This is a genomic window from Gilliamella sp. WF3-4 (assembly GCF_001690275.1).
Lineage (GTDB): Bacteria > Pseudomonadota > Gammaproteobacteria > Enterobacterales > Orbaceae > Gilliamella > Gilliamella apicola_C.
The window spans coordinates 68,941-83,600 of the sequence record NZ_LZGW01000037.1; the positions used below are offsets into that span (position 1 = coordinate 68,941).

General features: G+C 37.2%; 10 protein-coding genes and 2 pseudogenes. 6 read left to right on the forward strand and 6 right to left on the reverse strand.

The window, feature by feature from the left end; all coding sequences use genetic code 11:
• Nucleotides 1–62 precede the first annotated feature (62 nt).
• Nucleotides 63–1,085 (forward strand): DUF4272 domain-containing protein, encoded by a 1,023-nt coding sequence (locus A9G47_RS08375; RefSeq protein WP_065642678.1) that lies wholly within the window; start codon nt 63–65, stop codon nt 1,083–1,085.
• A gap of 165 nt (nt 1,086–1,250) precedes the next feature.
• On the opposite strand, the gene cysG is transcribed toward A9G47_RS08375, so the two are convergent.
• The 4 genes from cysG to nirB form a co-directional block, all read right to left on the reverse strand.
• Complete coding sequence (cysG, locus tag A9G47_RS08380; protein WP_065642679.1) at nt 1,251–2,636, reverse strand: siroheme synthase CysG; 1,386 nt, start codon at nt 2,634–2,636, stop codon at nt 1,251–1,253.
• 230 nt (nt 2,637–2,866) lie between these two features.
• Nucleotides 2,867–3,634: a nitrite transporter NirC gene (nirC, locus tag A9G47_RS08385; RefSeq protein WP_065568424.1), complete on the reverse strand. Its 768-nt coding sequence runs from the start codon at nt 3,632–3,634 to the stop codon at nt 2,867–2,869.
• Between the two features lie 24 nt (nt 3,635–3,658).
• The gene (gene nirD / locus A9G47_RS08390; protein WP_065568425.1) at nt 3,659–3,991 is read right to left on the reverse strand and encodes a nitrite reductase small subunit NirD; all 333 of its coding nucleotides are present in this window, start codon (nt 3,989–3,991) and stop codon (nt 3,659–3,661) included.
• A gap of 1 nt (nt 3,992) precedes the next feature.
• Nucleotides 3,993–6,515 carry a nitrite reductase large subunit NirB gene (gene nirB, locus A9G47_RS08395; protein ID WP_065642680.1) on the reverse strand — a complete coding sequence of 841 codons (2,523 nt, stop codon included), beginning with the start codon at nt 6,513–6,515 and terminating at the stop codon, nt 3,993–3,995.
• A 283-nt stretch (nt 6,516–6,798) separates the two neighbouring features.
• Between nirB and A9G47_RS08400 the strand changes: the two genes are divergently transcribed.
• The 3 genes from A9G47_RS08400 to A9G47_RS08410 are packed head-to-tail and all read left to right on the forward strand — an operon-like array spanning nt 6,799 to nt 9,636.
• A complete protein-coding gene (locus A9G47_RS08400) occupies nt 6,799–7,296 on the forward strand; it encodes a MarR family winged helix-turn-helix transcriptional regulator (RefSeq protein WP_065568427.1) in 498 nt (165 codons plus the stop codon).
• Nucleotides 7,297–7,354: 58 nt separating this feature from the next.
• Nucleotides 7,355–8,494 carry an HlyD family secretion protein gene (locus A9G47_RS08405; RefSeq protein WP_065568428.1) on the forward strand — a complete coding sequence of 380 codons (1,140 nt, stop codon included), beginning with the start codon at nt 7,355–7,357 and terminating at the stop codon, nt 8,492–8,494.
• Nucleotides 8,491–9,636: an ABC transporter permease gene (locus A9G47_RS08410; protein ID WP_218057453.1), complete on the forward strand. Its 1,146-nt coding sequence runs from the start codon at nt 8,491–8,493 to the stop codon at nt 9,634–9,636. The genes A9G47_RS08405 and A9G47_RS08410 overlap by 4 nt, the downstream gene beginning before the upstream one ends.
• 49 nt (nt 9,637–9,685) lie before the next feature.
• On the opposite strand, the pseudogene A9G47_RS13615 reads toward A9G47_RS08410, so the two are convergent.
• Nucleotides 9,686–10,083, reverse strand: a pseudogene (locus A9G47_RS13615) (transposase); the annotation flags it as partial.
• A 754-nt stretch (nt 10,084–10,837) separates the two neighbouring features.
• Here A9G47_RS13615 and A9G47_RS08415 point away from each other — a divergent pair.
• Nucleotides 10,838–12,238, forward strand: a complete 1,401-nt coding sequence (locus A9G47_RS08415; protein WP_141674842.1) for a hypothetical protein — start codon at nt 10,838–10,840, stop codon at nt 12,236–12,238.
• 366 nt (nt 12,239–12,604) lie between these two features.
• Nucleotides 12,605–13,688, forward strand: a pseudogene (locus tag A9G47_RS08425) (IS3 family transposase).
• Nucleotides 13,689–14,018: 330 nt separating this feature from the next.
• Here A9G47_RS08425 and A9G47_RS08430 read toward each other — a convergent pair.
• Nucleotides 14,019–14,660, reverse strand: a 642-nt coding sequence (locus A9G47_RS08430; RefSeq protein ID WP_065642685.1) for an IS3 family transposase, incomplete at its 5' end; no start/stop codon positions are given.

The window sequence follows — 14,660 nt, forward strand, 5'->3', positions numbered from 1 at the left end:
GTGCAAATAAATAGCTGCTATTTATAGCCATACACACAAAATCTACAATAGGAATATTTGAAATGCCAATATTGATTAATGCTTATTCGACAGTCACTCACCCACCAGCCATTGATTTCCCTTGTGAACGTTTATATCATCGTGGATTAGATGATCCTGAATTGATGAAACACCTTGATGGTTTTATCGGTTATGTCATGCAAGCAGGCGATGGGCAGATGAATTCACGTCGTTATGCTTTGTATCGTCATATCCAACGAGTTAAACACCAATGGGCCTTTGAGATTGAAGAAGATAATTTCAATAAATTTACTACTTGGGGGTGGCAGGTAAATGCCATTATATTGATGCCAGATGGCACGATTCGAAATCCTGATGGCGATGTCTTACAAGATCCTGATGGGGATATTGATTTAGATGCAGTTATGCCTTACCCACCAGAAGCATTAAAGCGCAAAGCAAAAACGGAGCAGTATTTAGCTAAATTAGGATTGCATACACCGACACATTTACCACCGGTTATTGCTGAATCAGAAGTCATACTTAGAACACCAGAAGAAGTCGCTGCACGTGCTTTAGCGATAATGTTAACAGGTATTCAAGCCGAAAGTTTTCGAGAAAATGATCCGATTAATCCGATGGAATTTAAAGAACGTTGCCCAACGGGGTTTGCGGCTTTATCAAATAATGAACGTGACTTTATTTATAGCGAGCAACCAACAGAGCAAGATGTAATAGATATGTCTTGGAAATATGAGGCACTATTACCTTTACAATGGACAATCAAGTGGCAATCTGAGCTTCCTTTTGCTGATACCATCTGTAATGTTTCATCGTTAGTTGACGAAGGGATGCAACACTGTGAGCAAGATAATTCTACAGTAACCTTAAGACCAGTTAGTGAATTGTTAGATGCTTTAGATTTACATTACCGCTTACATTGGATAACCACAGATTATCAAATGAAAGATAAGCAACCACCCGCTTCAATAATAAGTGACGTTATTCAAGAGCGCCATTATGCATTAAATTGGTTAACTTGCTTTGAAAATGCGGATTGGGATGATGTCGATACACCGACCTAATATTTTGTCTTATTATTTAGCAGGCACCATGCCGTATTAAATTAGTAGATACTTTATTCATTGGCTAATGATTCATCTCATTAGCCATTTTTTAAAGTGAATAACTGAACCTTTTATAAGTAACGAAAAAATACAATCGTAGCATTGCGCACAACTAAAACTAATTTAGCTGTTCCCATTACTATCAGAAAACCAACTCAGTTTTTCACGTAATGCCACAACCGGCCCAATAATAATTAAACTCGGACTGCAAGCTTGTAATGATAGTTGCGTTAAATGACATAACAAACCCGCTATAACTTTTTGCTTCGTTGTTGTACCTTCTTCTACAATGGCAACTGGCGTATTTGCATCCATACCATGCTTAATTAACTGTTTTTCGATGTTTGCAGCTTGAGATAAACCCATATAAAAAACCAGTGTTTGTTTTTCGGCTGCTAAACTTTGCCAATCAAGGTGGCTACCATCTTTCAAATGCCCTGTAATTAACCGTACACTATGCGCGTAACTTCGATGCGTTAATGGAATGCCGCTATAAGCAGAACACCCCGACGCTGCCGTAATGCCTGGCACGACCGAAAAAGGAATATCAGCGTTAAATAATGTTTCTAACTCTTCACCACCTCGACCAAAAATAAACGGATCGCCACCTTTTAAACGCACAACACGCTTACCTTTTTTAGCTTGCTGTAAAAGAATTTGATTGATTTGTTCTTGAGGCACACAATGAAATCCGGCTCGTTTACCAACAAAAATACGTTTAGCATCTCGGCGAGCAAGATTCATAATTTCATCTGAGACTAATCTATCATAGACAATAATATCTGCCTGCTGGATCTGTTGTAATCCTTTTAAAGTCAATAACCCAGCATCACCAGGACCCGCTCCGACTAACACAACCTCGCCTCGAGAATCAAGCGAGGCATCAAATAACTCATTAGTGAGCTTCTCAACACGCTCAGAATCATTATTTGCAATTGCTTGAGCCAACCTGTCATGAGAAAACAACCTTTCCCAAAAACGACGGCGCTCAGTGATTGTTTGATAGGTTTTTTTAACTTTATTGCGCAAATAACCGGAATATTTAGCCAGTTTTCCTAAATGTTCGGGCAAAATAGATTCTAATTTCTCACGCAATAATCTAGCCAAAACAGGAGCATGCCCCTCTGAAGACACGGCTACCATAATAGGCGAGCGATCGATAATTGAAGGCATAATAAAACTAGCCTCCTTAGGAGAATCAACCACATTACAAAAAACACACCGTTTTTCAGCCTCAAGGCTCACTTTTTGGTTAATATCTTGGCAATCTGTGGCAGCAATAACCAGCCACTTATTATCAAGTAATTGTGCATTAAATTCCCCTTGAACTAGGGTAAGTTGCTGTTGTTCATGCCAACACATAAATTGCTCATTAAACGATTGAGAATTAACCGTAAGACGTGCACCCGCTTCAAGTAATAGCCGCGCTTTACGTTCAGCAACTTCACCACCACCGACTAACAAACAATCACGGTTTTCTAACTTACAAAATAAGGGGAAATAATCCATAACACCTCAAAATAAAACATCTTTTTAACAATTTACTGATAATCAATCTAACAATAGCACTCTATGCATTATTCTGTGTTTAATTGCCTTGCTATTTTGTATGACTTGTAACAATCAACGCCAAACACAATGCTAATTAAACATTCTTTATTGAAAGAGGGGAAATTCGCTATATCGCCCCTCCGATTTAAGCTAATGAGTTGAATAACCAACTTTTTATTCAGCAGTAATTAAGGTCGCTCAGCTCTAGGCGTTGAATACCAGTATCCGAGCCCCATAAATAACGCACCAGAAACAATATTTCCTAATGATACCCATAATAGATTATGACCAATTCCAGTTAGCGTGTAAGCATCACTATGGTTACCAAACCAAGAAAGCGAAAAAAGCGTCATATTGGCGATTGAGTGCTCATAACCACAAGCGATAAATGCTAACAAGCACCACCAAATTGCAATAAATTTTGCAGACCCTTCAACACGATTAGCCATCCAAATTGCTAAACAAACTAGCCAGTTACATAACACACCTCTAAAAAATAATGGGCAAGCCGCGGCCGATGTTTTTGCTAAAGCCGCAGTATGCACAAGGCTAGTATCGGTAGATAATAAAGGCGTTGCCGCATAAAAATACAGTGCCGCAACAAAAATTGAACCAACTAAATTTCCCAGCCATGTTTGTGGCAATACTAACCACATCTGCGTGTGTGTAATTTTTTTGCATTTCACCCCAAGCGTTAAAAACATGGTATGCCCAGTAAATAATTCTGATCCAGCAATTACCACTAACGTTAATGCGATCCCAAATGTCGCCCCCATAACTAAAGGTCTTATTGAAGGTTCAACCAAATTACCCAAAGTAAAAATTAAAATAATACCAAAACCTACATAAGCACCCGCCATGGCTGAACTTACCCAAAAACCGAATGGATTGGTTTTTGCCAAGCGAACAATACGCGCTGCATTAGCAGCACATTTATTGATTGTCTCTGTATACATATTTTTACCCTCTTAAAAAGATATTTAATTTGATTTAACCTGCACAGTACCATCATCATTAACATTCACTTGATAATAGGCGATAGAATATTGTTCATCATCCAAACAATAACCGTCTTTTAAACGAAAACGCTGTTTTTTTAGTGGGCTGGCAACATATAGCTCATTTTCATGCTGTCCAATAATGCCTCGCGATAACACACTTGCCTTAGCAAAAGGATCAATATTACTAATCGCATAAAGATCAGCATTATTATATGGACGAAAAATAGCAACGTGATCATGACCAACAAGCGCACAAACTCCGGTGCCTGGCAAAATATCATCAAGCTTACAAACCGTTATCCATTGACTCATACTATTCCCCTAACATTATTTTACGTTCTTCTGCTGTAGCAGGTCGATGCTGATCGCGCTCCGCTACAATTTGCACATTTTCATCACGCTGATTACTATTAATAAAGTGAGCAAATCGAACTTGATTTTCAGGATTTTCAACCGTCTTTTTCCACTCACACACCATTAATTTACGTAAGCGCGCCATTTCGCTTTCTAGTTCAGCATTAATCCCTAACTTATCGTCAACAATAACACTACGCAAATAATCAATACCCCCCTCTAGATTTTCAAGCCAGACGGATGTACGTTGTAACTTATCAGCGGTACGAATATAGAACATAAGAAAACGGTCAATGTATTGAATTAGCGTATTTTTATCTAGATCAGCCGCAAGTAAATCAGCATGGCGAGGCTTCATACCACCATTACCACAAACGTAAAGATTCCACCCTTTCTCTGTAGCAATCACACCAATATCTTTACCTTGGGCTTCGGCACATTCACGCGTACAACCAGATACACCTAACTTAAATTTATGCGGTGCCCGAATACCTTTATAGCGATGTTCTAACTCAACGCCAAAACCCACACTATCACCCACACCATATCGGCACCATGTGCTACCAACACAAGTTTTTGCCATTCTTAATGCTTTAGCATACGCATAGCCACTTTCAAAACCGGCATCAATAAGCTCCTTCCAAATAGCAGGAAGATCATCTTTTTGCGCACCAAATAAGCCAATACGTTGTGAACCAGTAATTTTAGAATAGAGGTGATATTTTTTAGCTATTTGACCAACAGCAATTAACCCTTCTGGCGTAATTTCACCACCGGCGCTACGCGGAATCACCGAATAAGTACCATTTTTTTGAATATTTCCCAAGAAAATATCATTACTATCTTGCAAAGGGATTAAATCATCTTTAAGAATATAATCATTCCAACTTGAGGCTAATAACGATCCAACGGTAGGTTTACAAACCTCACAACCATAGCCCTGACCATGTTTTTTAATCACTTGATCAAATGACGTTAAACCCTCAACACGAATCAAATGGTATAACTCCTGACGAGAATATTTAAAATGCTCACATAATGCGTGACTAACCTCGATCCCTTGTTTAGCTAATTCCATATTAAGGATTTGGGTCACTAAGGGAATACACCCCCCACACCCAGTGCCTGCTTTCGTTTCGGCTTTTATTGCTGCAACGGTATGGCAACCCGCATTAATTGCATTAACAATTTTTTCTTTCGTTACATCAAAACAAGAACAAATTTGAGCCGAATTAGGAAGCGCTTCAACGCCCATCGTAGGTTTTGCTCCTGCATGAGCAGGCAATATCAAAGTATCGGGGTGCTCTGGCAGATCCATATCATTAAGCATTAATTGTAATAAATTACTATAGTCTGAAGTGTCACCAACAAGCACTGCGCCCAATAACTTGTTATTATCTTGAGAGACAACTAATTTTTTATAAACAGGAACCGTTTCATCTAAATAAACATAGCTACGGCTACCGATTGTTTTCGCTTTAGCATCACCAATACTGCCGACATCTACTCCCATTAATTTTAATTTAGCGCTCATATCTGCGCCTTCAAATGGAGTTTGCTCACCCATTAAATGCGCCAAGGCAACCTGCGCCATTTTATATCCTGGTGCAACTAAACCAAATACTCTGCCTTGCCAACAAGCACATTCACCAATAGCGTAAATATCAGGATCAGAAGTTTGGCAATAGTCATTAACCACAATGCCACCACGTTGGCCAATTTCAAGCTGACATGCTTTGGCAAGCTGATCATTCGGGCGAATACCTGTTGAGAAAACAATAAAATCAATTTCAAGTGATGTGCCATCAGCAAATTGCATAATTTTACCCGATGGTGTGTGAATAATTTCTTGGGTATTTTTGCTAGTGTGAACGCTAACGCCCATACTTTCAATTTTTCGGCGTAACTGCTCGCCTCCCATTACATCAAGTTGCTCTGCCATTAATACTGGTGCGAATTCAACAACATGTGTTTGTATTCCCAAGTTTTTTAATGCACCAGCTGCTTCAAGCCCCAATAAGCCACCACCAACAACAGCCCCCGTTTTACAGTGACTAGCACATTCAGCAATAGCATCAAGGTCTTCAATGGTTCGGTAAACAAAACAATTTAAACCATTAGCGCCTTTAATCGGTGGAACCCATGCATAAGATCCTGTTGCAATGATCAATTTATCATAGCTAACAATTCGCCCCGTCTGTGAATGAACTTCTTTACGCTGACGATTGATTAAAATAGCGCGTTCATTAAGTAATATGTTAATGCCATTTTCTTCATATAGCCCTTCACGCACTAAAGAAAGTGCTTCGGCAGTATGACCGGAAAAATAAGAGGAAAGATGAACACGATCATAAGCAAGGCGAGGCTCCTCACAAAAAATAGTAATATTAAATTGATTAGGCGACATTTTATCAATTAACTCTTCAACAAAACGATGCCCAACCATTCCATTACCAATGATAACGAGGTTGGTTTTACTCATACAACAACTCCAAATTTATTTTAATTTAATCATTTAATTTTTATTTTGTTCACATTGTATGAAACTTTGTACAGAATATAACTACTCTCAAGGATTACTACTTTAGTGGTAAAGATAAGGCTATTTTAAAAAAAGTTTATTTGAAAATAAGCAACAATGACAATTAGTTATAAAACAATATCGACTCCACTCCCATAACCAACCCATAAAAAATAGTTAAAAAAGTTGCCAATTATAATTAACTTTATATAATTAGCCGACTAAATAAATTGAGTAATGATAATTGAATTACAATTCAAGAAAACTTCCTTCACGCGAAACTTTAGCAAAAGCGCAAAGATTTACTGATGAAACCATTGAGGTTTCCGGTGTCGATCTTGTCCTTAGTTTAATCACTACCGCCGATTTAATTCGCTCAAATATTTATGCGCAACTGGCAAAAGATTATGATGTATCTGAAGGAAAATTTGCGTTGTTAATGTCCTTGTATAGTGAAGGAGAAACTTGTGCTAGCGAGCTCGCATTAAGAGTCGGCGTTACACCGGCAACCGTTTCGGTAATGGTAAAACGAATGTTAGCTACCCAAGATCCTTTAATATCAATGACGAAAAGTGGACAAGATGGCCGCTCCCGACTCATCACGCTCACCACGACGGGAGTGAATCTTATTCAAAAAGCATTACCTGATCACTTAAAATCGATTCGCGCTTTTGCTCAAGTCTTAAATCCACAAGAGCAAGAATCTTTAATTGCAATGTTGCGCAAATTATTGCGGAAATAATTGCTAGTATTTATTAATAATCGTAATATTTTAACCATATACTTAGCTGACTAAATAAATGAAAAATAAATTAAACTTCAATAATTTACCTAAAAACATTAAAATCCCTGTTATCTTTTTATTGCTACTTCTTTTTGGCTCAATACTAATTTGTCTTGGTTCCAGAAACGATGCCGTCACTGTGGCAAAAAGTATCAAATCAGGGGTATTAACTGCTGATGAAATCAATATTGCATTCCAAAATGTTGGTGGGAAGGTCATAAAACGATTTGTCCAAGAATCACAATTCGTAAAAAAAGGCGATCCTTTAATGCAACTTGAAGATATTGATACCCAGTTATCTATTGATCGCTTACAAGCATTGGTCGATAGCCAAACCGCTGCGGTCAATCAAGAACAAGCAGCAATCGAAATCACTGAAAACGAAATCAATCTTAATGAACTATCAACATGGCGCAAAATAGAAGAAGTCAAAGCAGGCTTAGAGGCAGCAAAATCAGCTCGAGATTTGGCTAATACTGAATTTCAACGCCATACTCAATTAAGAAAAGCCGGTGGATCTTCACAATCGCAACTCGACGCAGCACGCAATGCCTACATCAACACAAAAATGCAAGTTGTCCAGATTGAAAGTCAATTGTCAACATTAATGATTGGCGCAACCCCTGAACAAATGACGCAATTTGAACAAACCCGAAATGCGACCGGTATGACATTGCAATCAATCACAATTGCTAAACAAAAATTGCAAAATCGTCAAAATCAACTTGCTCAGATCCGAGCTCAATTAGCACAAGCTGAAACCGATTTAAAACAGCTCAAAGTCAATTACAACCGCCTTACATTGGTTGCACCAGAGGATGGCAAAGTACTAAAGCTGATGTTTGAAGATGGTGAAATGGTGCCGGCTGGTGCGCCTGCGGTATTGTTAGAAACTGATCGCAAATATATTGATATTTATGTTAACGAAAAAATGGTTAATGATTATCAGCCAGGTACTCAGGTAAAAGCGAATGTTATTGCACTCGACAAAACAGTAAAAGGCACCGTACGTTTTGCAACCGCTGCGCCTTCGTTTGCTGATTTACGCATGACTCGCGAACGCGGCCAAGCCGATTTAACATCTTACCAAGTCAGAATTTATATAGAATCCATTCCTAAATTATTAACTGGAATGACACTTGAGGTTAATCAATGATGCAAAACATCATTAAATCTATGCTTGAAGAGCTTGATGCGATGCTATCAGGCCACTTCATCCCTTATTATAAAGTGTGTTTGGGCTTAGCCGCTATCGTGTCGCTTATTTTTTCAATGGTATTGAGCCATGGCTCTGTTTTTGAAGGAAAAATTGCGGTTATTGATTTAGATAGTTCGAATTATTCCACTGAACTAATCAGCAAAGTGAATACCTCGCCTTTTATTGAAATATCTGAGGTCATTCACTCACCAATAAACCCAATTACCTTAGTTTCACACGATCGTAATTTAGGGGTGCTATATATCCCTAAAGGGCTGGAAAAGTCATTAAAGAAAGGCGATCAAACGGTTAAATTAGGTTACTTTGTTGATGATACGAATGATGCACAAAACGCTAAAGTCATGCAAAGTCTTAACGAAATCATTCCTGAGCTAGGGGTAGAATTAAGCGTTGGTAAAGTTGCTGCATTAGGGCAAGGAAGAGAAGCAACCGAAGCGACTTTATCACCAATGCAATTAAAAACACGCTACATGTTTAACCCGGCGAGCTCATCAACAATATCGACAATTATTTATTTTGTTTACTTCTTCTCGTCGCTGACTTATGGACTAACATCGTTAATGATTATCGGCCGCTTAAAAAGCACAGGAATGTGGAATACCGTTGTCGAACGTGGATTTTTGCCACTATTGGCGCGAACCGTGCCTTATGCCCTATTTTACACCACCGCGCTAACGTTAATTACCGCCATATTGGTCATTTTTGGACAACTGCGTTTTGATGGTAACTATTTTGCATTCGTACCTAGCGTATTTATGACAGGACTTGCATTTGGCTGGTTAGGATTTTTACTTTCTTGGAACACTAACCATCCTGGCGAAGGGGCAAGCCGGATGATATTTTTAGTGCCACCGGGATTCATCATGGGCGGCTCAACCATGGCAGTCGGAATTATGCCAATTTGGGCCTATTATGCCAGCCATGCCTTTCCATTAGTTTGGTTATTCCGATTTTTCCGTGACTGCGCTATGCGTGGGCGCTCGTTTATTGATATGCTTTCAACCTATGGGATCTTTATCATCTATTTAACGGTTATTGCTTTTGTTGTGATGATGTTTGTTGAGCGAGTAAAAAAGTGACTTGTGAGTAAATTTTTGGAGAGTGATCATAATTCTGTGTCAGGTTAATTCACAAAGAGATCACCTTATCAAGACGATTAAAAGAAAATATCATCTGTGACAATGCTAAATTCCAATTTTGGATAGGCATTGTCCATTTTTTCTCCGCATTTTTCAATGCCCCCCAAATATAACAGCTTGAGCAAGCTATTTTCATTAGGAAAAACGTTTTTGTTAATTTGCGAAATTGTCGATGAATAGACTCAATAGCATTCGTGGTATAAATCACCTTACGAATTGGCTCAGAATAGCGGAAATAAGCCGATAAATTATCCCGCTTACGGCGCCACGACTGAATAACTATGGATATTTATCGCTCCATATTCGCTCAAGTTCATCTAACGCATCAATTGCCACATCACGAGACACCGCCTTGTAGACAGGTTTCAAATCACTCATAAAGGTTTTGTAATATATTGTCTTTGAACTTTTACCTTGCGTCGATTAAAGGTTATATCATTGGCTAAATCTTGGGACTGGTGTCATTTCCTTTTTTATACCTAGCTTACCGAAATGACATAGAATATTGAACACTCTTCTTACCAGCGGTGGCGGTAAGCTATAATTATAAGTATTTTTCGTTTTATTTTTCTTTTCGATACTTTCTTTTTTTATCATTTATTTAAATGGTATAGCTAATTTTCACATATATATAATCAAAGTTATGATATGGTTATTATTTAATAATTAACAATCAAAACACAAGATATCCTTATAAATTTTAAGGAAAAATTATAGGATGTTTTTATAAAACCATGCTATTATTGGATGATAATACCGTCAAATTCAGATTGAATTACAACCATCCTGTTTTTTATGAATGATTTAAAAACAGGATGCATTAAAAAGTATTTTAACAATAAGTGCAATATATTGATTTTTATTATAAAACTTGAATTATCGAATGGAGAGTGTTAAAATGAAGAAAGTGACAAACAAATGCTTAAATAACAAATTAATTTCGCTGAAATCTTTGTTTTTTAATTATTTAGTACACTCCTTTAATAATAAATCTTATTTAATTGGTATTTCGTACTTCTTCGCATTTAGTGGTACGAAGAAGTCCTCAATATTCAGTAAAAATAGCAAAATTAAAAAGACGTCTGTTGCAGTTGAAATAATCCAATTTAAATATTATACTTTTGGAACCATAATAGCGCTGTTGGGTATAATAATATCTAATAATTCCATGGCGACATTATCGGCAACAACGGTAAAAGTGATTCATGGTCATGAACCTTATTTAACATTAGATGGTGGAGTAACACCAATTACCACACTAAATGAATTATTAAGCATTACATTATCCGATGGGAGCTTGATTTCTCCTGAAGAAGATAATTCAAGCGCCGATAAACCAATAGAATTACCTAATAGTATCAACACCTTTAACCGTATCCAAAGCGTAATTCCTCTTCCTTCTGCAGGCAATGAAAATTATCCATCTGTTTCGTTCGATACGTTAATCGCAGAGCCATACCATTATTGGGCTGATAGCGATGGTGATAGTGATGCTAAAGCATCAGGTGAATTAAAAGTGAGGTGGGAAAATTATAAAAACGTCGATATTACTCAGCAAGTCAAAGCTAACCCCAATAATGCATTAGACCCATGCGAAGCACCCTATAAATTAACGCTTAGTTCTACCGATGTGCTTTTATCCACCAAATATGGCGACCCTAAAACAAGCTATTTTAAAGGAGCTAGCCATTCTTATTATATTAAACCAAAAATTGATGTGCCTTTGGTTTGTTATGCACAACCTAATTTAAACAATGGTAAGAAAGAATATGCGGGACCAAAGGAACAATGGGATCCAGATAATGGATTTAAAGTACAAAGCCTTAAGAATGCCTCAAAAAACTTTCCTACTACTGGGGCAAATAACTTATCTTTTAAGCTAATACTTACTGGTATGACAGCAAGAGAAATGATTGCAATCAATAGCAGTACAGTCAAATCTGTTTCGGGATCAGGTATTACATTATCATTAATGGCTGAAAATGGTGCATTAGATAGTAATATTGTTTTGGTGACCTTAAAAGGACCAACAAAAGATTCAAGCAACAAAACATTTAAACCTTCGAGATTTGAACTTTATCGTGATGTCAAAAAAAACTTGTTGTATCAATTTAAAATAGATCGTTGGTATATTGTAAAATCTGGAAATACAGACATGCATTATAGCAATGCTATTTCATTTTGTGATTCTTTATCCACATTATCGCAAAAGTATGCTGTTCCTGCAATACAAGATTATACTAATGCAAATGGGCATGGCTGGAATTTAGGTGCCCCAGGGCAGGGAAATACTTATCAGCGTAGAATCAGCTATTTTAATGAGTACACAGGTAAATGGGTAGGTGGGTTATTTAATGAATGGGGAATTATTTATGATTATAGTGGAACAGATTGGTTGTTTGGTGATTACTGGGTAATCGATACATATCAAGAAAGTAATGGTGAACCAATAAAAAGATATAATGTTTATGCACAAATTGGCGATGTAGATTTTTATTTTAACCAAGGAAATAGCGATAGGGTTGCCTGTGTTACTTGGTAGATTTTTAATAACTTTATTTGTTTAGAATAAGTAAGATAACCACTGACTAATTTAACATAGCCCTACAGTTTTACATCGGTTCTGAGGATGAAGAAAGGAGAATTGTTAATAAAAACGTTTGTTAATCGAGATAGAAAAAGAAGCCTTTGAGATATTAAGTTTTTTGTAGAGGCTTCTTTGCTAACAATTGGCACTACATTTTTCTTACTCTTCAAAATTTGATTGCAAAATATTAATGTGCGAGATAAGAATACTGACATTGTATATAGCCAATCTATTTGATTATCGTGTCATTGTGTAACTATCCCCTAAAATAGTACAGCAAAAAAGTAGAAAATTCTCTATGATAAAAGTAAAGAGGATTTAATGATGAAAAAAATGACTGAACATCAAATCGTCGCTATTTTAAAAGAAGCTCAAGCGGGTATTCCTGTTAAAGAGCTGTGCCGTAAATATGGCATGGGTAATTCAACTTTCTATAAATGGCGAGAAAAATATGGCGGTATGGAAACTTCGGATATCAAACGTCTAAAAGAACTCGAAGCGGAAAACCGCAAGCTTAAGCAGATGTTTGCCGAACTGAGCTTAAAATCCCAGCTTCAGGAAGAAATCATAAAAAAGCTTTAGTGCCCGCAAAGGTACGTAAAACGTGGGCGCAGCAACTACAAAAAAATCATTTAGTTACTATTGCTATGAGCTGTGCCATTGTTGGCTTAAGCCGTTGTGCTTACTATTACCAACCTAAGTTTCAGGATGATTCCGTGATTATTTCGGTGTTGAATACTGTCACAGACCGGCATTTACGCTGGGGCTTTCCTAAATGTTTTAATCGTATCAGAAAGCTGAGATATCAATAGAACCATAAACCTGTTTATCGGGTGTATTGTGAGTTGAACCTTAATATTAGGGCTAAACGTAAAAAACGTATCCCCCACGAACACAAGAAAAGCTATTGGTGCCTAATAAACAAGGTGAATGTTGGTCAATGGATTTTATGAGTGACAGTAGCCGTAATCAACGTCGCTTTAGGACATTCAATGTCATCGATGACTTTAACCGTGAGGCGTTAGGTATTGATATTGCAGTAAGCTTACCAGCAGGAAGGATTACCCGTTACTTAGATAAACTGGACGAATATCATGGGTATCCATTAAAAATACGGGTCGATAATGGGCCAGAATTTACAGGAAAAACCTTTACCAACTGGGCTAAATTACATGGTATAACCATTGATTATATCCAGCCCGGTAGCCCTTATCAAAATGGCTATATTGAACGATTTAATCGTACCTATCGTACTGAAGTACTCGATTTATATCTTTTTAACAACTTAGCTCAAGCAAGGAGAATAACTGAAGAATGGTTAACGGTTTATAACACCGAAAGACCGCATGAGGCATTAAATAACATGACACCGATTGAGTATAAAACACTAAAACAAGCAGCATGATTTTCTACGTGAGTTGTGTACTAAGTTTGGGGTATTTACAATTGGGTTAACATTAAATTAATCTTTTATATTTTTGAGTTTGTTTATTCATCTTTTAGTATTATTATCAACCGATCCCATATAAATATAAGAAAAAATGTGAATAAATTAAAAATAAATAAGTCGATACGCTTTTTCATAAAAGGCAATAACAATTAATAAAGTAGCTACAATAATGAGTAAAATACAATTGCTTTTTCCGGCACCGAATCTGGTATCATAGTTACTAATAGAGTAACTTTCCACCCTATCTATGAAGAAAAGATTATTTATAGCGCTTGTTTGGTTAACTCATGCTGCTTGTTTTAGTGTTTTATACTCAATCGGTGTCATGTTATTTAATGCCTCATGCGGTCTTTCGGTGTTATAAATGGTTAGCCATTCTTCGGTTACCTTTCTTGCTTGTTCTAGATTATTAAATAGATATAAATCGAGTACCTCAGTGCGATAGGTGCGATTAAATCGTTCAATATAGCCATTTTGATACGGGCTACCGGGCTGGATATAATCAATGGTTATACCATGTAATTTAGCCCAGTTGGTAAAGGTTTTTCCTGTAAATTCTGGCCCATTATCGACCCGTATTTTTAATGGATACCCATGATATTCGGCCAGTTTATCTAAGTAACGGGTAATCCTTCCTGCTGGTAAGCTTACTGCAATATCAATACCTAACGCCTCACGATTAAAGTCATCGATGACATTGAATGTTCTAAAGCGACGTTGATTACGGCTACTGTCACTCATAAAATCCATTGACCAACATTCACCTTGTTTATTGGGGACTAATAACCTTTCTGGGCATCGTGGAGGAATGCGTTTTTTACGCTTTACCCTGAGATTAAGCTTTAATTCACAATACACCCGATATATCCGTTTATGATTCCATTGATAGCCGAGCTTTCTGATACGATTAAAACATTTAGGAAAGCC